Origin of the sequence: Morganella morganii, from assembly GCF_019243775.1 — a bacterium.
GTDB classification, from domain to species: Bacteria; Pseudomonadota; Gammaproteobacteria; order Enterobacterales; family Enterobacteriaceae; genus Morganella; species Morganella morganii.
In genome coordinates, this window is the sequence record NZ_CP069157.1 from 3658473 (window position 1) to 3679817 (window position 21345).

Here is a 21345-nt window from a genome sequence, read left to right on the forward strand (position 1 = left end):
TGACAGCGCTCTGGTCATAAGACCGGACGAAAGGGAGGACTTTCCCTTTATACTCACACGATGAATAATATTGTTTTAGTTATGTGTTCTGCGTCGTCCGTGCAATGCGGTTCGATACAGGGTTGCCGCCCCCCGGAGGAGGCGGCAGACCGGTAACACTCATTTCCGGTTTACTTATTTTTCGATAGACACATTGTCAAAGTGGTGTTTACCCAGCGGATCCACCACATAGCCTTTCACTTCTTTGCGCACCGGCTCAAACACTGTGGAGTGTGCAACGATCAGTGCAGGCGCCTGCTCTTTCATCACTACCTGAGCCTGCTCATACAGCTTGGCGCGCTCTTTCGGATCAGCCGTGGTACGTGCCGGCTGAATGATGTTTTCAAAGGACTGATCACACCATTTCGAGTAGTTAGAACCCTGCTCTTTAGCCGCACAGCTGAAGAGTGTGGCGAAGAAGTTATCCGGATCCCCGTTGTCACCGGTCCAGCCCATCATGACAGTCTGAGGCTCGCCCGCTTTTGCGCGCTTGAGGTACTCGCCCCACTCATAGGTCACAATCTTGGCTTTCACGCCGACTTTCGCCCAGTCTGCCTGGATCATCTCAGCCATACGGCGGGCGTTCGGGTTATACGGACGCTGAACCGGCATCGCCCACAGGTCGATTTCAAAGCCGTTTTCCATACCTGCTTCTTTCAGCAGCGCTTTGGCTTTTTCCGGATCATACGGATAGTCTTCAATGCTGTTGTTGTAGCCCCACATGGTCGGCGGGATCAGGTTTTTCGCTTTCTGGCCTGCGCCCTGATACACCGCGTCAATGATGGCATCTTTATTAACTGCCATATTCAGTGCCTGACGTACTTTGACGTTATCCAGCGGTTTTTTCGTGACGTTATAGGAGAGATAGCCGACGTTCAGGCCCGGCTGCTCTTTCAGGACAATGTTTTTATCTTCACGCATACGCTCCAGGTCTGCCGGGTTCGGGTACGGCATTACCTGACACTCGTTTTTCTGCAGTTTGGCGTAACGGACAGAGGCATCCGGGGTGATGGAGAAGACCAGGCGGTCAATTTTCGGTTTGCCGTTCCAGTAATCGTCATTGGCTTTATACAGGATACGGGAATCTTTCTGGTACTGCTGCAACACAAACGGCCCGGTGCCGATCGGGTTCAGGTCGACTTTCTCCGGTGTACCGGCTTTCAGCATCTGATCGGCATATTCAGCGGAAAGAATGGAGGCGAAGTCCATCCCGAGGTTTGCCAGGAACGGCGCTTCAGAGCGGCTCAGCTGAAAACGGACAGTGTTGTCATCGACCTTCTCAACTTTATCGATGATTTTATCCATATCCATGCCGCTGAAATATTCATAACTACCGCCGGAGACCTTGTGATACGGGTTATCCGGGTTTTTCTGGCGGTCGAAGGTAAAGACCACATCATCCGCATTGAAATCACGGGTTGGTTTGAAATCCTTGCTGCTGTGGAATTTCACCCCTTTGCGCAGATGGAACGTATAGGTTTTTCCGTCTTCGCTCACATCCCAGGATTCCGCCAGGCCCGGCTCCAGCTCTGTGGTACCGGCTTTAAACTCCACCAGCCGGTTATACAGCGGCACGGAGCTGGCATCATAAGTGGTTCCCGAAGTGAACAGCTGCGGGTTAAACCCTTCCGGTGATCCCTCAGAACAAAAAACCAGCGTTCCCGCCGCATTAACACTGGCGGATACCGCCAGAGCAACCAGTGTAATACCCAGCTTCGCAAATCCTGTCTTACGTTTGGCGCTTCTCATCATCATTATCTCCGCCTGTCGTTGAATGTCGTGTTTGCTCTGTCGTCCGGCAGTGCCGGACCACAAATTTCAGTTTGTTTATTATTTTCTGACACTTCACTAAATCAACTGTCACAGAGGCAGTCAATACTATTGACTATGGACGATGACTACACATAAAACACACAAATCAAACGTTTTGATAACAAAAACAGCTAAAATGTTTGAACGGGTGCACAACTGAGCATTTATTCAGCTGCCGGATAAAACGTTCACAGAATAAACAGCTGATAAAAATTATCCGGATTTTGTGACTGAATGCTTAATTACTGCGCGATTATTTTGTCTGATATCACTGTCACAGTGTTTTCCGTTGCACATTTTGCCACAACTGCCGCTGTAATCCGCACCCTGCCTGATATACAGCGGTACTATCACGTACTGAAATCAAACCGGTCCTCAGTAACTGACACTGACAGAAAATCCTCCCGCCGGTGAAAAGGCCCGTACACGTTCCGCTTCTTTCAGCGGCAGACCGGCAAAGACCTGATAGCTCAGTGATTTATAAAACCCCTTCATCCCGATCTCCGTACCCGCCAGACGATGAGATCGCGCACCTCCGGAAATTTTTGCCCCCGGCAGCCCGGCATCTGCTGCCAGATACAGATTATGTCCCGGCAATACCTGCTGCCAGACCACCTCATTACGGCTGATAAAAGCCCGCGCGGCGCTCATGCTGTGGGAAAACGGATAGCCGCGTACCGAATAACGGCCACTCAGGGATTCATAATCCATCTCATCTGCTTTATCTGCATTAATAAAGCCGCGCATAACGCCTTCATAATAAAACGGCTGACCGGCAAGGCGGAACGGTACTGTCAGTGTTGTTTCTGCCATCAGCTGCCGGGTCGGTTTCAGCTTTTTTTTCTGTTACCGGCAGCGCACCAAAGCGGTTCAGTGAATGCTTATACTGCACCTGATACTGCAAGGTGAAATCCGGCAGATACCAGCGGTGATTCAGTCCGGTATTCCAGTAAACAGACCGGCGCTCAGGCAATATCAGCGGCGCATGTCCGAGTGTGACATGCCGGGTTACCGCAGAAATGCCGCTGCTGAGGGTGAGATCATGTGCCGGAGTCAGAAGGAGCTTACGGCCGAAGCTCAGATCCAGCGTTTTGCTGCGGGTAAAATAGTCCAGTGATCCCCGGTATACCGGGTATTGCTGCTTCTGCTCACTGTAACTGCCGCCTGCGGTAAATTCCCAGTACCGGAAAGGGATCCGGTACTGGCCATAAATAAATTTCACCCCGGCGGAATGGTCGCGGTCCATATCCCGCAGGGTATAAATAAACAGGCGGTCATACAGCTGTAACGGATTTTCAAGACTGAGCCGGTTAGTTATCTGCCTGCTGCCGGTTGACGGGCTACCGTAGTTGCTGATTTCAAGTGAGCCGCTGATGCTGCGTTTTTTCTGCCGGGTAATGGTGATGATGCTGTTGCCGGGGTTCTGCGGATCAGGTTCAACGGCAGCCTGAGCCCCCAGACTGGGCAATTGATTCAGATGGGACATTCCCAGTTCAGTATCACGGATATTCAGCTGTCCGTCTGCCCGCTGCGGGAAAATCAGGTTCAGCCCGAAATGCGTATCTCCGCTCTCTTTATCGCGATAGCCGCTCAGATAACCGGGCTGATAGTGAAGTGTCAGGGTACCGTCGCTGACATTCTGCGGTGGCACACTGATTTGTGCTGTGATAAAACCGGCCTGATGCACCACCGACTCCAGTGTCATTACCGCTTCTGCCATCTGTTCTGATGTCAGACAGTGTCCGGTAATGCTTTTTTCAAATTCATCCGCCAGATAAGAGGGCTCAATTAATTCACGCTGCTTAATCACCACCTCTGACAGTATGGCGCAGGAGGCCGGAGAAACCGGCGGAGAAGAAGTGTAAGTGCTGCCCCATGCGCAGCCACAGGCCGTCGCCATCACAGCAGCAGCCGCTGTTTTTTTTTATCATGTATCCGTCCGTCTGATGAAATCCTTTCAGCGGGCAGTTAAACGGATAACAGAAAACAGCGATATCAAAAAAGCGGCGGAATTTTTGAAAGTAACAGAAGAGGAAAAATGGCAGATGCTGAAAAGCAAAAAACCCTGCTGTAAAAGCAGGGTTTTTCTTAATATGGTCGGCGAGATAGGATTCGAACCTACGACCCACTGGTCCCAAACCAGTTGCGCTACCAAGCTGCGCTACTCGCCGAAAGCGGGATGGATATTACTGCCGGAAAGGCTAAACGTCAAGAGCAGAAACCGGAATTTTTTGTTTTTCACCCCATTATTTTTATTTCGCCGGTTTATCAGCCAAATTTCTGTTTTTTATCCGCTTATTGGTAAACGGTATGTTTTTTATTTGCTATCGGAATGCTGAAAACTGACAAAAAATAACCACTCTGTTTATATCTGCTGTCAGCGACTTTATTTATCCTGCCCGTGGATTTTATACCTCAGCAACAACCAGGGAGTGGTTATGCCAAAAATAGTAAAGCTGTCCGTTATCAGCAGTGCCCTTTTCCTCGCTCAGTTCGCCTCTGCAACGGATATTACCGTTAATCCTGTATCATCAGAGACGACTCAGGTCATCCGTCAGGGGAACACCACCACCATCAATATCGCACCGGCAAACATACACGGTGTTTCTTATAATGCCTATGATCAGTTTAACGTCGGCAAGCATGGTGTGGTATTTAATAACCGCGAATCCGGTGCAGGTATGATTATTAACGAGGTGCTTTCAACCGAAAAATCACAACTGCGCGGCAATATGCATGTGGATGGCCAAAAAGCCCATCTCATTATCGCTAACCCGAACGGTATTGCCTGTAACGGATGCAGTGTTTCCGGCGCGGATCAGTTAACACTGACCGGCGGAAAAATAGTATTCTCTCTGGACGGAGAATTACTGGGTTATCACAATAGTAAAAATAACAGCAACATTCGCATTAGTAACACCACTGAAAATGCGTTTTCTTCCGTAAACAAATTCAATGTGATTGCTGAAAACATCACTATTCGTAACAGTGAAATCAGTACGCCCAATCTGGTGATGTTCAGCGGCCATGAATTAGTAAAATATTCACCAGATACAGTCCGGGGTTTGGAAGCCTTACCCGGCAGCAGTGGTACACAAAAAAGTAAACTGACTATCAGCAAAGGCAGCCATATTAAAACGGATAATATGTATATCAGTGCAAATAACACTGATATAAAAAATCACGGTATGATTACAGTTGGTGATGCACAAAAGCAACATGCTGTGAATAGTCAACTGACGTTGGATTTGGTCAATTCACACCTGATGAATGGCAGCAAAGGTAATATCCGTGTAACTGATGCGGATTCAATCCTGGAAAACAGCCAGATTACCAACAACGGCAATATCCATATTGATAACAAACATAAAATGCTGGCAATAGGCAGCGCTGTTATCCATAACAAAGGGAATATGTCATCAGATATCACCAAAATTACCAGTTTGAATAATGTTAAATCCGGTGTTGGTATTAATAACTATGGCAATCTGACAGGCAGTTTATTGGTTAAAGCAAATCAAATCGCATTTAACAATAAAAAATATCTGGAAGCATTGGATATATCTGCAGATAGTGATGTTCTTGCCTATATTAATGATGGCGAGATAATGAATGAAACAGCTAAGTTCAGAGCTTATGAACTCTATCATTCAGGTAATGGAAAAATCACATCCGTGCCTGTATTTGAATCTGAGATAAAAAAACCACTTCAGTAAAAAGAAAGCCCGGCATTGCCGGGCTTTTAGCTCTTTCACCGGTTACTGCAACAGCGAAATATCCGCAACACCCAGGAACAGGTTGCGCAGTTCATTTAATAATGTCAGACGGTTACGGCGGATATTGTCATCCTTATCCATCACCATTACGCTATCAAAGAACGCATCCACCGCTTCACGCAGAGAGGCCAGTTCAGTCAGTGCTTCCTGATATTTGCCTTCCGCATAGAGCGGAGCCAGCTGCGTTTTCAGGTCAGTCACATAGGCTGCCAGGCGGATCTCTTCCGGTGCATTCATTAATGATGCCAGAACGGTATCATTCAGTGCATCATCACTCTTCGACAGAATGTTGGAAACACGCTTGTTAGCAGCGGCCAGAGCAGCGGCTTCCTCCAGTGTACGGAAGTGAGTGACGGCTTTCATGCGGGCATCAAAGTCTGCCGGACGGGTCGGACGACGCGCCAGAACCGCCTGGATAGTATCAATCGCATAACCCTGCTCCTGATACCAGGCACGGAAACGGCCTAACATGAAATCAACCACGTCAGTGACCACATTCGCGTTCGTCAGCTTATCACCATACAGGCGGACCGCTTCCTGTGTCAGCGTTTCCAGGTCGAGGTTGTAACCTTTCTCAACGATGATACGCAGCACGCCGAGTGCGGCACGGCGCAGAGCAAACGGGTCTTTATCCCCTTTCGGATGCTGGCCGATACCGAAGATCCCCGCCAGGGTATCCATTTTGTCAGCAATCGCCAGAGCATCAGACACCGGCGTTGACGGCAGGTTATCACCGGCATAACGCGGCTGATACTGCTCTTTCAGCGCCAGTGCCACGTCTTCGGATTCACCGTCATGGCGTGCATAGTGCATGCCCATCACACCCTGGGTGTCAGTGAACTCAAAGACCATGTTGGTCATCAGGTCACATTTGGCCAGCAGGCCCGCACGGGTGGCGTGATTCACATCCGCGCCAATCTGACCGGCAATCCAGCCTGCGAGCGCTTCAAGGCGATCAGTTTTATCACGCAGTGTACCCAGTTGCTGCTGGAACAGAACCGTGCTCAGGCGCGGCAGGTTATCTTCCAGACGCTTTTTGCAGTCGGTTTTGAAGAAGAACTCAGCATCCGCCAGACGAGGACGGACGACTTTTTCATTACCTGCGATGATCTGCGACGGGTCAGAAGACTCGATATTGGCGACAAAGATAAAGTTCGGCATCAGGTTGCCGTTTTTGTCGTAAACCGGGAAGTATTTCTGGTCACCTTTCATAGTGTAAACCAGCGCTTCAGACGGAACCGCGAGGAATTTTTCCTCGAATTTCGCTGTCAGCACAACCGGCCATTCCACCAGTGAAGTGACTTCTTCCAGCAGGCTGTCAGTCAGGTCAGCCACGCCGCCCAGTGCCAGTGCTGCTTTTTCCGCATCACGTTTGATCATAGCTTTACGGGCATCGTAATCCGCCATCACTTTACCGCGGGTTTCCAGAATTGCCGGATACTCGTCTGCGTGTGCGATAGTAAATTCCGCTTCACCCATAAAACGGTGACCACGGATAACACGGTCAGAGGTTATCCCAAGGACTTCACCCGGAATAACATCCGCGCCCATCAGCATCGTGACGGTATGAACCGGACGCACAAAGTGAGTCTCTTTATCACCCCAGCGCATCAGTTTCGGGATAGGCAGTTTTGCCAGCGCACGGCTGACCATATCTGCCAATAATTCTTTGGCTTTATTCCCTTTTTCCACCGCGCGGTACAGCAGCCATTCACCTTTGTCAGTGACCATGCGATCAGCCTGATCGACAGTGATCCCGCAACCGCGTGCCCAGCCTTCCGCCGCTTTGGTCGGTTTGCCTTCGGCATCAAATGCCTGGGCAATAGCAGGGCCGCGCTTTTCCACTTCGCGATCAGCGGCAGATTCCGCCAGACCGGCAATTTTTACCGCCAGGCGGCGTGGTGCAGCATACCAGGTCACATCACCGTGAGTCAGGTTAGCAGCGGCCAGTTCTGCAGTCAGGTTGGCCGCAAAAGATTCAGCAAGAGAACGAAGCGCCTTCGGCGGTAACTCTTCTGTGCCGATTTCCGTCAGGAAAGTCTGTTGTGTCATGACAGCCTCTTAGTTCTTTTTACACATCGGGAAGCCCAGTGCCTCACGGGAGGCATAGTAAGCTTCGGCAACGGCTTTGGTCAGGGTACGGATGCGCAGGATATAACGCTGACGTTCCGTCACCGAAATCGCTTTGCGCGCATCAAGCAGGTTGAAAGAGTGAGCCGCTTTCAGAATACGCTCGTAGGCCGGTAACGGCAGCGGAGTTTCCAGTGCCAGCAGGGACTGTGCTTCTTTCTCATACTGTTCGAAACAGGTGAATAAGAAGTCCACATCGGCGTATTCAAAGTTATACGTGGATTGCTCAACTTCGTTCTGATGATAGATATCACCATAGGTGGTTTTGCCCAGCGGGCCGTCACACCAGACCAGATCGTAAACGCTGTCCACGCCCTGGATGTACATCGCCAGGCGCTCGAGACCGTAAGTGACTTCCCCGGTAACCGGTTTGCACTCCAGTCCGCCGACCTGCTGGAAGTAAGTAAACTGTGTAACTTCCATGCCGTTCAGCCAGACTTCCCAGCCTAATCCCCAGGCACCCAGTGTCGGGTTTTCCCAGTTATCCTCAACAAAACGGATGTCATGAACCGTCGGGTCAATACCCAGCTCTTTCAGGGAGCCGAGATACAGCTCCTGGATGTTATCCGGAGACGGTTTGATGATGACCTGAAACTGATAGTAGTGCTGCAGGCGGTTCGGGTTTTCCCCGTAACGGCCGTCCGTCGGACGACGGGATGGCTGCACATAGGCCGCCGCAATCGGCTCCGGCCCTAACGCTCTCAGACACGTCATCGGGTGTGAAGTGCCGGCGCCGACTTCCATGTCCAGTGGTTGAACAATGGTACAGCCCTGGCGCGCCCAGTAATCCTGTAATGTCAGGATAAGACCCTGGAAGGTTTTGGTATCAAACTTTTGCATGTTGGATCCGCACGCGAGAAAATGAATAATAAAATAAAAGTCATTCAGTATACCCTCTGACCGCCGGACTATACAGCGCTTCTCCGATCTTTTTCCGCCCGGATCGAAAAACCGGTAATATACCCGTTTACATGGATATTTATCCAGTATAAATTAACCGGAAAGCCGTCTTCCGGGAGAACACAATGTCACTGTCCGCCGCTGCTCAGACCCGCTGTGCCTGGGTTACTGATGACCCGCTCTATATTCAGTACCATGACACCGAATGGGGTGTCCCCGAGCGTGATAACTATAAATTATTTGAGATGATCTGCCTTGAAGGCCAGCAGGCGGGTCTTTCCTGGCTGGTGATCCTGAAAAAGCGTGAAAATTACCGGCAGTCGTTCTTTCAGTTTGATCCGGAAAAAGTGGCGGCCATGACAGAGGCCGATGTGGACAAACTGATGCAAAACCCGGGAATTGTCCGCCAGCGGGCGAAAATCAATGCCATTATCAGTAATGCAAAAGCCTACCTGGCGATGCAGGAGGCCGGTGAAGATTTCAGTGATTTTTTGTGGAATTTCACCGGTAACACGCCGCTGATTAACCACTATACAGACAGCAGCACCATCCCTGCGGATACCCCGCTGTCCCATGCTCTGGCAAAAGCACTGAAAAAACGCGGGTTTAAATTCTGCGGGCCGGTTATCTGTTATTCCTTTATGCAGGCCGTCGGCATGATTGATGATCATCTGCCGCACTGTTGCAGCCGCCGTTAAAAAAATCCCCGTTATGTGGTAAGTACATAACGGGGTAAAGGTATAACGAGGACTTTGGATCTGTTAACTGACATCACCGGCCGGCATAAAGCACAAGGCATTTACCTCACACCGTTCAGTAATGCGTCCCAGTTTACCCGCAAGTGCCTCCGGTAATGGCTGTAATAATCCTGCTATTATCATTGTATTAGCGCCGACAAACCGCACTGTTCAATAAATTCAGTCACACTTTCTGACAGATAATTCCGCCGGTTCTGTTAAAACAATTCCACGGGGGTGGTACCCTTTGCCTGTGATCTGCGTGTTTTACCGGTGACGATTTGCCGGTGATCATTTTCCGGTGACAGCACTCACGTTCCGCCGTTAAACGGAAATCCGGATCACACAAAAAAACAAAAACTTCTCAGTACACTCTATTTATGGAATAGTACGCCGGTCGGGTGAAATAATTACCGGTACCCGCCCGCTGTATATGCAGGGACATGTTATGACACGCAAATGTATGATAATAAGCGGATTGCTGGGACTGAGTACGATACTCAGCGGCTGCTCAAGTATTATGACCCGGACCGGCCCGACAGAGGGCTACTATCCCGGAACCAAAAACAGTATCGCCATGTTGCAGGATGACGAAACCGGCTGGGTAATGAAGCCGATTGTCGCCATTGACCTGCCCTTCTCCGCTGTCCTCGATACCCTTCTGGCTCCGGTCGATTATGCCACCGGCGGCAAAGACAACAGTGAGTCATCCCCTGCGGAACGGGTAAAACGCCTGGAAGCAGCGGAAACCGCCCATAACGCCCCGGCACCATTGCCGCAGGAGTAATCTGCCGCCGTTACAGCCCGGTGTCTGCCACCCAGATTTGCTGCCAGCCGTTTGTGCGGCGCAGAAATGCCACCCGGCTGTTATCCGGTGAAAACACCACCGCATCCCCTGACACCGGTTCTGCCGATGGTGCCGTCACCGCGCGGCATACCCCGGTTTCAGCACAACACACCATGACCAATCCTTTACGGACAAAGGTCAGATACCGCCCGGTGCTGTCCCAGCTGAATGCAGATTCAATACTGTCACTGCCGGAAGTGACCTGATGCACCTCACCGCCCAGCGGGGAAATCGTCCACAACTGAACAATTCCCTGATCGTCCTGCATCAGAAACGCAATTTTGTCGCCCTGCGGTGAGCTGCGCAGCCAGAAGCGCGGCTGTTTTGCCAGCCCCGGATACCGGCGATGATGAGTAAATGTCAGCCGCGTCTGGCTGACACCGGCCGGCGGAGCAGGCATCGTACTGTCAGTTCCCTCAAGCGGCAAATCGCCGGCAACGGTATAATCTTCAGGCCGTTCCGGCAGATCGAGACGGAAAATCTCCGGGATCACCTCACCGTTTTCTGACCGGGTATCCCCGATAAACGCAATCGCCCGCCGCTGACGGGAGCCGTCTGCCCGCAGATACCCCTGCTCACCAATCCAGCCCTCTTCGTATGCCCGGCTGATTTCATCACTGCCGGGCTGCGGCGCCGGAGTTGTCCGCGAGACCACACAGCAGAAAAATTCTCCGTCATATTCACGCGGGTGATGTTTCCCGCTGCATACCGGATGCAGCGGAACCGCCACCGCCACATTACGCAGATCCAGCACCGGATCCTGCTCGTGCAGTACATGGTCGTTATAAGTAAAACTCAGCCATTCCCCGTCCGGGCTGAACACATGCACATGTGTACCACCGCGCAGAGCGCCGGGCTGATAAGGCGGCGTAATACAGAAAGCATCAATATTGTGTGCAACACCCGGTACATCATCACTGACCATCACCCCCTGACGATGATGGAAATCATACTGCCACTGCGGATCCGGGTTCAGCGGCCCGCGGATAAAGGCATACCGCACCGGCAACTGCGGGCTGACAGTCACCACACCCACACAGGCCCCGGCGGTTCCCCGGTAAATTTCACGGATTTCTGTTGTATTCACATGAATTTTTTCTATCGTTTTACCGATAAACGAAGACCCCTGAGGGCGGACATCATAAACCAGCCATTGGCTATCCGGCGTCCATACATTAATATTAGTAAGCTGATGATGACGGGGTGTTGTTGTTATCTGATATTCATTCATTAGAGTGATACTCTCTTTTTATACCATCAGTTCGGATAACCTCAGGTAATCCGATTGGGTCAGACTAAAAAAACTCAGTCGAGACTTTCGGCTGTGCTGACTATGCTAACCTTCCGATAAACCGGCAATGATAAGACTATGTTACTCAGTATCCTGTACATTATTGGTATTACCGCTGAAGCCATGACCGGAGCACTGGCCGCCGGCCGCCGGAAAATGGATGTTTTCGGCGTAATTATTATCGCCTCCGCCACTGCTATCGGCGGCGGATCTGTCCGCGATATGCTGCTGGGCCATTACCCGCTGGGCTGGGTAAAACATCCTGAATATATTATTACGGTTGCCTGTGCTGCCGTTATTACTATCTGGGTTGCGCCGATGATGAAGCATCTGCGCCGCCTTTTCCTGATCCTGGATGCTATCGGGCTGATGGTATTTTCCATTATCGGCGCTCAGATAGCACTCGATATGAACTACGGGCCGATCATTGCGGCTATTGCCGCCGTTATCACCGGTGTTTTCGGTGGTGTGCTGCGCGATATGCTGTGTAACACCATTCCGCTGGTTTTCCAGAAAGAATTATATGCCGGTATCTCCTTTGCCGCTGCCTGGCTCTATATGGGATTACTGTTTTACACGCCGCTGCCGCGCGATGCCGTCATTATTATTACCCTGGTGGCCGGCCTGACGTCCCGGTTAATTGCCATCCGCTACCGCCTCGGGTTACCGGTCTTTAATTACGAAAATCAGGATTAACGGCAATAACCGCTCACCCGGAACCGGACAATACCGGTTCCGGTTCTGCTTATCTGCCCTGTTTGTCTGTTTTTTCCTGTTGTCCCGCACTGTCATGTAACTGACGGGTATATGCATACATTTTTATTCCGCCGGTGCGGAAAAATGAAACATCCGTATTCATCTGCCCGGAAAAATAAGAAATTTTCAGCAGATAATCACCTGAACGCTGCATGTCGCTGCGCGTGTGTGTATACTATATGCGGGGATTTATTCCCCGAGGCTTTTTCAACCCCCAATCAGACAAGACATCAACAATGACCCAAGGTACGTTATATATTGTCTCTGCGCCGAGTGGTGCGGGAAAATCGAGTCTTATTCAGGCATTACTGAAAACACAGCCTTTATATGACACCCAGGTTTCTGTTTCGCACACCACCCGTGGTATCCGCCCGGGCGAAGTGCACGGAGAGCATTATTTCTTCACCACTGAAGATGAATTCAAAAGCATGATCGGCCGTAATGAGTTTCTCGAACATGCCTGTGTCTTCGGAAATTACTACGGTACCGCCCGTAAAACAGTGGAAGATATCCTGAACTCCGGTGTTGATGTATTTCTTGATATTGACTGGCAGGGAGCCCGCCAGATCCGGGAACAGATGCCGGCAGCCCGCAGTATCTTTATTCTGCCGCCGTCCCGTGAGGAATTGCTGCGCCGCCTGCGCGGCCGTGGTCAGGACACTGACGAAGTCATTGCCGGACGTATGGCACAGGCGGTCAGTGAAATGCAGCACTATGGCGAGTACGATTATCTGATTGTGAACGATGATTTTAATGTCGCGCTGACCGATTTACAGACGATTATCCGTGCGGAACGTCTGCGTTCAGGTCGCCAGGTTCAGCGACATGATGCTTTAATCGCCAAATTATTGGCACAGTGATACAACTTTCAGTATCATGCCGAGTCATTTATTTATCTGTGGAGTAGCACACCTATGGCACGCGTAACAGTCCAGGACGCAGTAGAAAAAATTGGTAACCGTTTTGACCTCGTATTAGTGGCAGCACGCCGTGCGCGTCAGTTACAGGCCGGCGGCAAAGAGCCTCTGGTTCCGGAAGAAAACGATAAAGTCACCGTGATCGCCCTGCGCGAAATCGAAGAAAATCTGATCAACGGCCAGATCCTTGACGCCCGTGAGCGCCAGGAACAACAGGAGCAGGAAGCTGCTGAAATGCAAGCGGTTTCTGCAATCGCCGAAGGACGTCGTTAAGTTAAGGTAGGTCTGCCTTGTACCTGTTTGAAAGCCTGAACCATATTGTTAAGGATTATCTGCCGAAAGAGCAGATTGATCTGTTAAAACAAGCCTATATCGTTGCGCGGGATGCTCACGAAGGGCAGACCCGCTCCAGTGGCGAACCGTATATTACCCATCCGGTCGCTGTTGCCTGTATCCTGGCCGAGATGCGTCTCGACCTCGAAACACTGATGGCAGCACTGCTGCACGACGTTATTGAAGATACGCCTGCCACCTTTCAGGATATTGAACAACTGTTCGGCACCACGGTTGCCGGGCTGGTGGAAGGGGTATCGAAGTTAGACAAACTGAACTTCCGCGATAAAAAAGAAGCTCAGGCTGAAAACTTCCGCAAAATGGTCATGGCGATGGTGAAAGACATCCGTGTCATTCTCATCAAGCTGGCAGACCGCACGCATAACATGCGCACGCTCGGGTCTCTGCGTCCCGATAAGCGTCGTCGTATTGCGCGCGAAACCCTTGAAATCTACAGTCCTCTGGCTCACCGTCTCGGTATTCACCATATCAAAACGGAGCTTGAGGAGCTGGGATTCGAAGCCCTTTACCCGAACCGCTACCGCGTCATCAAAGAAGTGGTGAAAGCCGCGCGCGGCAACCGTAAAGAGATGATCCAGAAGATTTTATCCGAAATCGAAGGGCGTCTGACGGAAGCCGGGATCAGCTGCAAAGTCAGCGGACGGGAAAAACATCTCTACTCCATCTACCGGAAAATGCACTTGAAAGAGCAGCGTTTTCACTCGATCATGGACATTTATGCATTTCGCGTGATTGTAAGCACTGTCGACACCTGTTACCGCGTATTAGGTCAGGTTCACGGCCTGTACAAGCCGCGTCCCGGCCGCGTCAAAGATTATATCGCCATCCCGAAAGCCAACGGCTATCAGTCATTACACACCTCCCTTATCGGCCCTCACGGGGTGCCGGTGGAAGTGCAGATCCGGACCGAAGATATGGATCAGATGGCGGAAATGGGGGTGGCAGCACACTGGGCTTATAAAGAGCACGGTGAATCCGGCACTACCGCACAGGTGCGTGCCCACCGCTGGATGCAGAGCCTGATAGAACTTCAGCAAAGCACCGGCAACACCTTTGAATTTATTGAGAGCGTGAAATCCGATCTCTTCCCGGATGAAATTTATGTCTTCACGCCGGAAGGCCGGATTGTGGAGTTGCCGACCGGCGCCACCCCGGTGGATTTCGCCTATGCCGTGCATACGGACATCGGCCACTCCTGTGTCGGCGCGCGCGTTGACCGCCAGCCGTATCCGCTCTCCCAGCAACTGACCAGCGGACAAACCGTTGAAATTATTACCGCACCGGGCGCACGGCCGAATGCCGCGTGGCTGAACTTTGTTGTCAGCTCAAAAGCCCGGGCGAAAATCCGTCAGTTACTGAAAAACCTCAAAAGGGATGATTCTGTCAACCTGGGCCGCCGTCTGCTCAACCATGCACTCGGTAACGGCCGTAAGATCACAGATATCCCTCAGGAAAATATCAGCCGTGAGCTGGTGCGGATGAAACTGGCGACTCTGGATGACCTGCTGGCGGAAATCGGCCTGGGGAATGCCATGAGTGTGGTGGTTGCCCGTAACCTGCTGAACGAGCCGGAAAGTAATACCGAAGAGAGCACCACCCGCAAGCTGCCGATCAAAGGCGCGGACGGAGTGCTTATCACCTTCGCCAAATGCTGCCGTCCGGTACCGGGTGACCCGATTATCGCCCATATCAGTCCGGGTAAAGGGCTGGTTATCCACCATGAATCCTGCCGTAATATCCGCGGATATGAAAAAGAACCGGAAAAATTCATGGCTGTTGAGTGGGATAATGATATCGACACCGATTTTATTGCTGAAATCAAAGTGGATATGTTTAACCACCAGGGCGCACTGGCTAACCTGACTGCCGCAATTAATGATGCCAACTCCAGTATTCAGAGCATGAATACCGAGGAGAAAGATGGCCGCGTTTACTGCGCCTTTATCCGCCTGACCGCAAAAGACCGTATCCAGCTTGCGAATATTATGCGTAAGATCCGCATTATGCCGGATGTCCTGCGCGTCAGCCGTAACCGGAATTAATCACACGGTATGAATTCCCAACGTTATGAGCGCATCTGCCGGATGATGGCGATGCGCCAGCCTGACCTCACCCTGTGTCTCGAGGAAGTGCATAAGCCGCACAATGTCTCGGCGGTGATCCGCAGCGCGGATGCTGTCGGTATCCATGATCTGCATGCGGTCTGGCCGGAAAAAATCAAAACCCTGGTCTCTTCCGCCGCCGGCAGCAACAGCTGGGTAAATGTGCATAACCACGACACACTCGCTGATGCCGTGACCCTCCTGAAATCACAGGGTATGCAGATTCTTGCCACTCATCTGTCTGACAGCGCGGTGGATTTCCGGGCGATCGATTTTACCCGCCCAACCTGCATTATCATGGGCTCGGAGAAAACCGGCATATCTCAGGAAGCCATCCGGCTGGCAGATCAGCATATTATGATCCCGATGTCCGGCATGGTACAGTCACTGAATGTGTCTGTTGCCGCCGCCGTGATCCTCTATGAGGCACAACGCCAGCGTGAAGCTGCCGGTCTCTATGAGCATCCCCGTTGTGCCCTGGCACAGGATGAACAGCAGCGCCTGCTGTTTGAACGCGGTTATCCGGTGCTGGCCCAGGTCGCCCGCGAGAAAAAACTGCCCCGTCCGCAGATTGATGAACAGGGTCATATTATTGCGCCGGACAGCTGGTGGGCTGCCATGCAACAGAAGAAACCATCCGCCTGATACGAAACGGAGCAGAAAATGAAAGGTCAACTGCTTGATGCTATCCCACTCACGACTTTACACGGCGTCGGGGCCGGGCAGGCGGGCAAACTGGCCGGTATCGGTCTGCACACCCTTCAGGATCTGCTTTTCCATCTGCCGCTGCGTTATGAAGACCAGACCCGGCTTTATACCATTACCGATCTGTTACCCGGGATTTATGCCACCGTCAGCGGCGAAGTGCTGCGCACCGATGTGGTCTTTGGCCGCAAGCGGATGATGACCTGCCAGATAAGCGACGGTACCGGCATATTAACCCTGCGTTTCTTTAACTTTTCAGCGGCGATGAAAAATGCGCTGGTGGCCGGAAAACAGGTCACCGCTTACGGTGAAATCCGGCGCGGCAAAAATGGCCCGGAGATTTTCCACCCCGAATACAAAGTCCGCCAGAGTGATACTTCCGTTGAATTACAGGAAACACTCACCCCTATCTACCCGACCACCGAAGGTGTCCGACAGGCCACACTCCGCAAACTGCTCGATCAGGCGCTGGAGTTGCTCGATACCTGCGCCATTAATGAATTACTGCCGCCGGAACTGACCCGCTCTATGATGAGCCTGCCGCAGGCGCTGAAAACGCTGCACCGGCCACCGACGGATACACAGCTTGCCGAACTGGAAAGCGGGCAGCATCCGGCACTGAAACGGATTGTGCTGGAAGAACTGCTGGCGCATCACCTCAGCATGCTGGCGGTCAGAGCAGGGGCACAGCGTTATCACGCACTGCCGCTGTCACCGCAGGAAACACTGAAAAATCAGTTTCTGGCACAACTTCCCTTCTCACCAACCAATGCCCAGCAGCGCGTGGTGGCGGAAATAGAGCAGGATCTGGAAAAACCGGTACCGATGATGCGCCTGATTCAGGGGGATGTCGGCTCAGGGAAAACGCTGGTCGCCGCGCTGGCGGCACTTCGCGCTATCGCACACGGCAGACAGGTGGCGCTGATGGCACCGACAGAATTGCTGGCTGAACAACACGCCTGTACTTTCCGTCAGTGGCTGGAGCCGCTGGGTATCAGTGTCGGCTGGGTTGCCGGGAAACAGAAAGGCAAGGCACGACAGGCACAGGAAGACGCCATTGCTGCCGGTGATGTGGCCATGGTTATCGGCACACACGCCATTTTTCAGGAACATATCCGTTTTCATTCCCTGGCGCTGGTGATTATCGATGAACAACACCGCTTTGGTGTCCACCAGCGGCTGGCATTGTGGGAAAAAGGCGAACAGCAGGGATTCCATCCACATCAGCTGATCATGACCGCCACGCCGATCCCGCGTACTCTGGCCATGACTGCCTATGCAGATCTCGATACCTCGGTTATCGACGAACTGCCGCCCGGCAGAACCCCGGTGACCACGGTGGCGATTCCGGACAGCCGCCGCCATGAGATTATTGAGCGGGTGCGCAATGCCTGTCAGGATGAAAAACGTCAGGCTTACTGGGTCTGTACCCTGATCGATGAATCGGATTTGCTGGAAGCCCAGGCGGCTCAGGTCACGTTTGATGAGCTGTCCGCCACGCTACCGGATCTGCGGGTCGGGATGGTTCACGGCCGCATGAAACCGGCAGAAAAACAGGCGGTAATGGCACAGTTTAAGGCCGGTGAGCTGGATCTGCTGGTTGCCACCACGGTGATTGAAGTCGGGGTGGATGTACCGAACGCCAGCCTGATGATTATCGAAAACCCGGAACGGCTCGGGCTGGCACAGCTGCATCAGCTGCGCGGCCGGGTCGGGCGCGGCTCTGCGGTCTCCCACTGTGTGCTGCTGTATAAAACCCCGCTCACCCAGACAGCAAAACTGCGTCTTCAGGTACTGCGGGACAGCAACGACGGCTTTGTTATCGCGCAGAAAGACCTGGAAATCCGCGGGCCGGGGGAACTGCTCGGCACACGCCAGACCGGCAATGCGGAATTTAAAGTGGCGGATTTACTGCGCGACCAGGGCATGCTGCCGGAAGTACAGCGCGTTGCACGGCATCTGCACCAAAACTATCCGGAACAGGCAAAAGCCCTGATAGAACGCTGGCTGCCGGAACGCACACAATACACCAACGTATAACGAAAAAAGCCACCCGGAGGGGTGGCTTGCCTGCTTTAAGAACTGTTCTGTTACCCGCCCGCAGCCGGGAAGATAGGTAACGCCAGGAAGAACGGAATAACCAGTGCGTTAATCAGATCCAGGAAGAACGCCCCCACCATCGGCACCACCAGGAAGGCCACATGGGAAGGACCGAAGCGATCAGTTACCGCCTGCATGTTGGCAATCGCGGTTGGTGTCGCGCCCATCCCGAAGCCACAGTGACCGGCAGCCAGTACCGCCGCATCATAGTTTTTCCCCATCACACGGTAAGTGACGAAGACGGCATACAGCGCCATCACCACGGTCTGTACCGCCAGAATCACCAGCATCGGTACCGCCAGAGAGGCGATTTCCCACAGTTTCAGGCTCATCAGTGCCATCGCCAGGAACAGTGACAGACTGACGTTACCCAGCACCGACACCGCCCGTTCAAACACACGGTAGAAGCCCATCAGTGACAGACTGTTGCTCAGGATAACCCCGATAAACAGCACACACACGAACGCCGGGATCTGGAACTTCCACTGCATCGACGTGAAGAAATCCGTCAGAACACCATACAGATACGTCCCTGCCAGCAAACAGATAGCAATCAGTGCAATTGTTTCAAGCAGAACCATTGAAGTGATCATGCGTCCGGCCTGCGGTTTTTCAAACGCGGTCGGTGCTTCATCATCCTGTAATTTCACATCGCTCATGGCTGTCTTTTTGATCAGGAAACGGGCCACCGGACCACCAATCAGGCCGCCGAGCACCAGACCAAATGTGGCACAGGCAATCGCAATTTCTGTTGCAGAGGTGAAACCATAGCTGTCGCTGAAAATTTTACCCCATGCCGCCCCGGTACCGTGACCACCGGAAAGTGTGATAGAACCGGCCAGCAGACCAATCAGCGGGTCAAGCCCCATCATTTTCGCCAGGGAAATACCGACACTGTTCTGCACAATCAGTAAGCCCACAACGGCAATCACAAAGATAAATAATGTTTTACCGCCCGCCTTCAGGCTGGCTAAGTTGGCGTTTAAGCCGATGGTGGCGAAGAACGCCAGCATCAGCGGGTCTTTCAGTGAATCATCAAATTTCACTTCCAGATCCATACCGGATTTGAGCCCCAATAATACAATCGCGACCAGAAGACCACCGGCCACAGGCTCAGGAATAGTATACTTTTCGAGGAATGGTACAGTTTTTACGAGTTTACGTCCCAGTAATAGGACGAGTGTGGCCGCAACCAGCGTGCCGTAAACGTCGAGTTGATACATTCACGTACCCCTTTTATTGTTGGTATTTGTTACATCAGTATCGCGTTAATAACGTCCTTATTACGCAAGAAAAAAAAGCAGGTATCGGGATTAAAGAAAAAAAAAGCGGATAAAGACAAGTTAAAATAAATAAAACTGTGATTATATTCCGCTATAAAAAATAACATCTCATCCGCGCAAACGATTGCTTTTGTGCCGCAGATCATTAAAATACGGAAATTGCTTATCCCGGACCTGTTGACATGAACTCTGCAATTTCTGACAAAACCAGTGTAACTCCCGCGACTAACACAAATAGTGAACTCATCTACCGTCTGGAAGATCGTCCGCCGCTGCCGCAGACCCTCTTTGCCGCCTGCCAGCATCTGCTGGCGATGTTTGTGGCGGTGATTACGCCGGGGTTGCTTATCGCTCAGGCGCTTGGCCTTTCCGCCCATGATACCCAGCGGATTATCAGTATGTCGCTGTTCGCTTCCGGGCTGGCCTCACTGCTGCAAATCCGTACCTGGGGGCCGGTCGGCTCAGGGCTGCTCTCTATCCAGGGCACCAGCTTTAACTTTGTTGCCCCGCTGATTATGGGGGGGTATGGCACTGAAAAATAATGGTGTGGATACGGAAGGAATGATGGCGGCGCTGTTCGGCACACTGATGCTGGCGGCGATGACAGAAGTGATCCTCTCCCGTTTCCTGCATCTGGCTCGCCGTATTATCACACCGCTGGTCTCCGGTGTGGTGGTGATGATTATCGGCCTGTCATTAATTCAGGTCGGGCTGACCTCCATCGGCGGCGGTTATGGCGCAATGGCGGATAACACCTTCGGCTCTGCCGATAACCTGATCCTCGCCGGTATTGTGCTGGCGGTGATTGTGCTGCTGAACCGCCAGAAAAACCCGTATCTGCGCGTCGCTTCACTGGTACTGGCGATGACCGCGGGCTATCTGGCCGCCTGGTGGATGGGCATGCTGCCGGATAACCATGCAGAAATTCCAAAAGAAATGATTGTGATCCCGGCACCGCTCTATTACGGCTTATCCATTGACTGGAACCTGCTGCTGCCGCTGATCCTGATCTTTATGGTGACCTCGCTGGAAACCATCGGTGATATTACCGCGACGTCCGATGTCTCCGAACAACCGGTGTCCGGCCCGCTCTATATGAAGCGCCTGAAAGGCGGCGTGCTGGCAAACGGTCTCAATTCCGCCCTGTCTGCGGTCTTTAACACCTTCCCGAACTCCTGTTTCGGGCAGAATAATGGTGTGATCCAACTGACCGGCGTTGCCAGCCGTTATGTCGGTTATGTGGTGGCACTGATGCTGATCGTGCTGGGGCTGTTCCCGGCCGTAGCCGGTTTTGTGCAGCACATTCCGGAGCCGGTACTCGGCGGTGCAACCATTGTGATGTTCGGGACGATTGCGGCATCCGGGGTGCGGATTGTTTCCCGCGAAACCCTGAACCGCCGGGCAATTATGATTATTGCGCTGTCGCTGGCTGTCGGCATGGGGGTTTCCCAGCAGCCGCTGATCCTGCAGTTCGCACCGGACTGGCTGAAAACCCTGCTTTCTTCAGGAATTGCGGCCGGTGGCCTGACCGCGATAGCCCTGAACCTGATTTTCCCGCCGGAGAAATAATCATCTGTTTAACCGCGTGACCGGAAA

At 52.2% G+C, this 21345-nt stretch carries 16 protein-coding genes, 1 tRNA gene and 1 pseudogene; 10 read left to right on the top strand and 8 right to left on the bottom strand.

Annotated elements, in window-relative coordinates; all coding sequences use genetic code 11:
* Positions 1-174 precede the first annotated feature (174 nt).
* From dppA to JL661_RS17505, 4 genes are all read right to left on the bottom strand, one after another.
* Entirely contained in the window at positions 175-1788 is a 1614-nt protein-coding gene (dppA, locus tag JL661_RS17490) for a dipeptide ABC transporter periplasmic-binding protein DppA (protein ID WP_036409105.1), read from the bottom strand.
* A 438-nt stretch (positions 1789-2226) separates the two neighbouring features.
* Positions 2227-2664, bottom strand: a complete 438-nt coding sequence (locus JL661_RS18575) for a ShlB/FhaC/HecB family hemolysin secretion/activation protein (RefSeq protein WP_218480990.1) — start codon at positions 2662-2664, stop codon at positions 2227-2229.
* Positions 2606-3751, bottom strand: coding sequence for a ShlB/FhaC/HecB family hemolysin secretion/activation protein (locus JL661_RS17500; RefSeq protein ID WP_218480991.1), 1146 nt, complete (start codon positions 3749-3751; stop codon positions 2606-2608). Before JL661_RS17500 ends, JL661_RS18575 begins: the two co-directional genes overlap by 59 nt.
* 194 nt (positions 3752-3945) lie before the next feature.
* Positions 3946-4022: transfer RNA gene (locus JL661_RS17505), tRNA-Pro, on the bottom strand.
* A 267-nt stretch (positions 4023-4289) separates the two neighbouring features.
* On the opposite strand from JL661_RS17505, the gene JL661_RS17510 reads away from it, so the two are divergent.
* Complete coding sequence (locus JL661_RS17510; RefSeq protein ID WP_062773282.1) at positions 4290-5567, top strand: two-partner secretion domain-containing protein; 1278 nt, start codon at positions 4290-4292, stop codon at positions 5565-5567.
* A gap of 42 nt (positions 5568-5609) precedes the next feature.
* Here JL661_RS17510 and glyS read toward each other — a convergent pair whose 3' ends face one another.
* Both glyS and glyQ read right to left on the bottom strand, forming a co-directional pair.
* Entirely contained in the window at positions 5610-7679 is a 2070-nt protein-coding gene (glyS, locus tag JL661_RS17515; RefSeq protein WP_004236552.1) for a glycine--tRNA ligase subunit beta, read from the bottom strand.
* A 9-nt stretch (positions 7680-7688) separates the two neighbouring features.
* A complete protein-coding gene (gene glyQ / locus JL661_RS17520; RefSeq protein WP_004236554.1) occupies positions 7689-8597 on the bottom strand; it encodes a glycine--tRNA ligase subunit alpha in 909 nt (302 codons plus the stop codon).
* Positions 8598-8782: 185 nt separating this feature from the next.
* On the opposite strand from glyQ, the gene JL661_RS17525 reads away from it, so the two are divergent.
* Together JL661_RS17525 and JL661_RS17530 are read left to right on the top strand one after the other, a co-directional pair.
* On the top strand, positions 8783-9355 hold the full coding sequence (locus JL661_RS17525) for a DNA-3-methyladenine glycosylase I (RefSeq protein ID WP_062773279.1): 573 nt from the start codon (positions 8783-8785) through the stop codon (positions 9353-9355).
* A 487-nt stretch (positions 9356-9842) separates the two neighbouring features.
* Complete coding sequence (locus JL661_RS17530) at positions 9843-10181, top strand: YceK/YidQ family lipoprotein (protein ID WP_015422403.1); 339 nt, start codon at positions 9843-9845, stop codon at positions 10179-10181.
* 10 nt (positions 10182-10191) lie between these two features.
* On the opposite strand, the gene JL661_RS17535 is transcribed toward JL661_RS17530, so the two are convergent.
* On the bottom strand, positions 10192-11472 hold the full coding sequence (locus JL661_RS17535; protein ID WP_062773277.1) for a YidR family protein: 1281 nt from the start codon (positions 11470-11472) through the stop codon (positions 10192-10194).
* Positions 11473-11610: 138 nt separating this feature from the next.
* Here JL661_RS17535 and JL661_RS17540 point away from each other — a divergent pair, with 138 nt between their 5' ends.
* The 6 genes from JL661_RS17540 to recG all read left to right on the top strand — a co-directional run bounded on the left by JL661_RS17540 (position 11611) and on the right by recG (position 18406).
* Positions 11611-12228 (top strand): trimeric intracellular cation channel family protein, encoded by a 618-nt coding sequence (locus tag JL661_RS17540; RefSeq protein ID WP_004236560.1) that lies wholly within the window; start codon positions 11611-11613, stop codon positions 12226-12228.
* A gap of 296 nt (positions 12229-12524) precedes the next feature.
* Positions 12525-13148 (top strand): guanylate kinase, encoded by a 624-nt coding sequence (gmk, locus tag JL661_RS17545; RefSeq protein ID WP_004236564.1) that lies wholly within the window; start codon positions 12525-12527, stop codon positions 13146-13148.
* Between the two features lie 54 nt (positions 13149-13202).
* On the top strand, positions 13203-13478 hold the full coding sequence (gene rpoZ, locus JL661_RS17550) for a DNA-directed RNA polymerase subunit omega (RefSeq protein ID WP_004236565.1): 276 nt from the start codon (positions 13203-13205) through the stop codon (positions 13476-13478).
* Positions 13479-13495: 17 nt separating this feature from the next.
* Positions 13496-15601 (top strand): bifunctional GTP diphosphokinase/guanosine-3',5'-bis pyrophosphate 3'-pyrophosphohydrolase, encoded by a 2106-nt coding sequence (spoT, locus tag JL661_RS17555; RefSeq protein ID WP_004236566.1) that lies wholly within the window; start codon positions 13496-13498, stop codon positions 15599-15601.
* 9 nt (positions 15602-15610) lie between these two features.
* Complete coding sequence (gene trmH / locus JL661_RS17560; RefSeq protein ID WP_004240760.1) at positions 15611-16306, top strand: tRNA (guanosine(18)-2'-O)-methyltransferase TrmH; 696 nt, start codon at positions 15611-15613, stop codon at positions 16304-16306.
* 18 nt (positions 16307-16324) lie between these two features.
* A complete protein-coding gene (gene recG, locus JL661_RS17565; RefSeq protein WP_062773274.1) occupies positions 16325-18406 on the top strand; it encodes an ATP-dependent DNA helicase RecG in 2082 nt (693 codons plus the stop codon).
* A gap of 50 nt (positions 18407-18456) precedes the next feature.
* Here the strand turns inward: recG and gltS are convergent, their stop codons facing one another.
* Complete coding sequence (gene gltS / locus JL661_RS17570) at positions 18457-19689, bottom strand: sodium/glutamate symporter (protein WP_004236569.1); 1233 nt, start codon at positions 19687-19689, stop codon at positions 18457-18459.
* A gap of 242 nt (positions 19690-19931) precedes the next feature.
* Here gltS and JL661_RS17575 point away from each other — a divergent pair.
* A pseudogene (locus tag JL661_RS17575) lies at positions 19932-21318 on the top strand (uracil-xanthine permease family protein).
* Positions 21319-21345: the final 27 nt, after the last annotated feature.

What these genes read in the sequence shown, in the direction of transcription:
- JL661_RS18575 (WP_218480990.1), bottom strand. Translation starts at nt 2,664, where the DNA reads ATGGCAGAAACAACACTGACAGTACCGTTCCGCCTTGCCGGTCAGCCG.
- recG (WP_062773274.1), top strand. Translation starts at nt 16,325, where the DNA reads ATGAAAGGTCAACTGCTTGATGCTATCCCACTCACGACTTTACACGGC.
- JL661_RS17500 (WP_218480991.1), bottom strand. Translation starts at nt 3,751, where the DNA reads ATGGCGACGGCCTGTGGCTGCGCATGGGGCAGCACTTACACTTCTTCT.
- gltS (WP_004236569.1), bottom strand. Translation starts at nt 19,689, where the DNA reads ATGTATCAACTCGACGTTTACGGCACGCTGGTTGCGGCCACACTCGTC.
- JL661_RS17510 (WP_062773282.1), top strand. Translation starts at nt 4,290, where the DNA reads ATGCCAAAAATAGTAAAGCTGTCCGTTATCAGCAGTGCCCTTTTCCTC.
- gmk (WP_004236564.1), top strand. Translation starts at nt 12,525, where the DNA reads ATGACCCAAGGTACGTTATATATTGTCTCTGCGCCGAGTGGTGCGGGA.
- glyQ (WP_004236554.1), bottom strand. Translation starts at nt 8,597, where the DNA reads ATGCAAAAGTTTGATACCAAAACCTTCCAGGGTCTTATCCTGACATTA.
- glyS (WP_004236552.1), bottom strand. Translation starts at nt 7,679, where the DNA reads ATGACACAACAGACTTTCCTGACGGAAATCGGCACAGAAGAGTTACCG.
- JL661_RS17530 (WP_015422403.1), top strand. Translation starts at nt 9,843, where the DNA reads ATGACACGCAAATGTATGATAATAAGCGGATTGCTGGGACTGAGTACG.
- JL661_RS17525 (WP_062773279.1), top strand. Translation starts at nt 8,783, where the DNA reads ATGTCACTGTCCGCCGCTGCTCAGACCCGCTGTGCCTGGGTTACTGAT.
- JL661_RS17535 (WP_062773277.1), bottom strand. Translation starts at nt 11,472, where the DNA reads ATGAATGAATATCAGATAACAACAACACCCCGTCATCATCAGCTTACT.
- JL661_RS17540 (WP_004236560.1), top strand. Translation starts at nt 11,611, where the DNA reads ATGTTACTCAGTATCCTGTACATTATTGGTATTACCGCTGAAGCCATG.
- rpoZ (WP_004236565.1), top strand. Translation starts at nt 13,203, where the DNA reads ATGGCACGCGTAACAGTCCAGGACGCAGTAGAAAAAATTGGTAACCGT.
- dppA (WP_036409105.1), bottom strand. Translation starts at nt 1,788, where the DNA reads ATGAGAAGCGCCAAACGTAAGACAGGATTTGCGAAGCTGGGTATTACA.
- trmH (WP_004240760.1), top strand. Translation starts at nt 15,611, where the DNA reads ATGAATTCCCAACGTTATGAGCGCATCTGCCGGATGATGGCGATGCGC.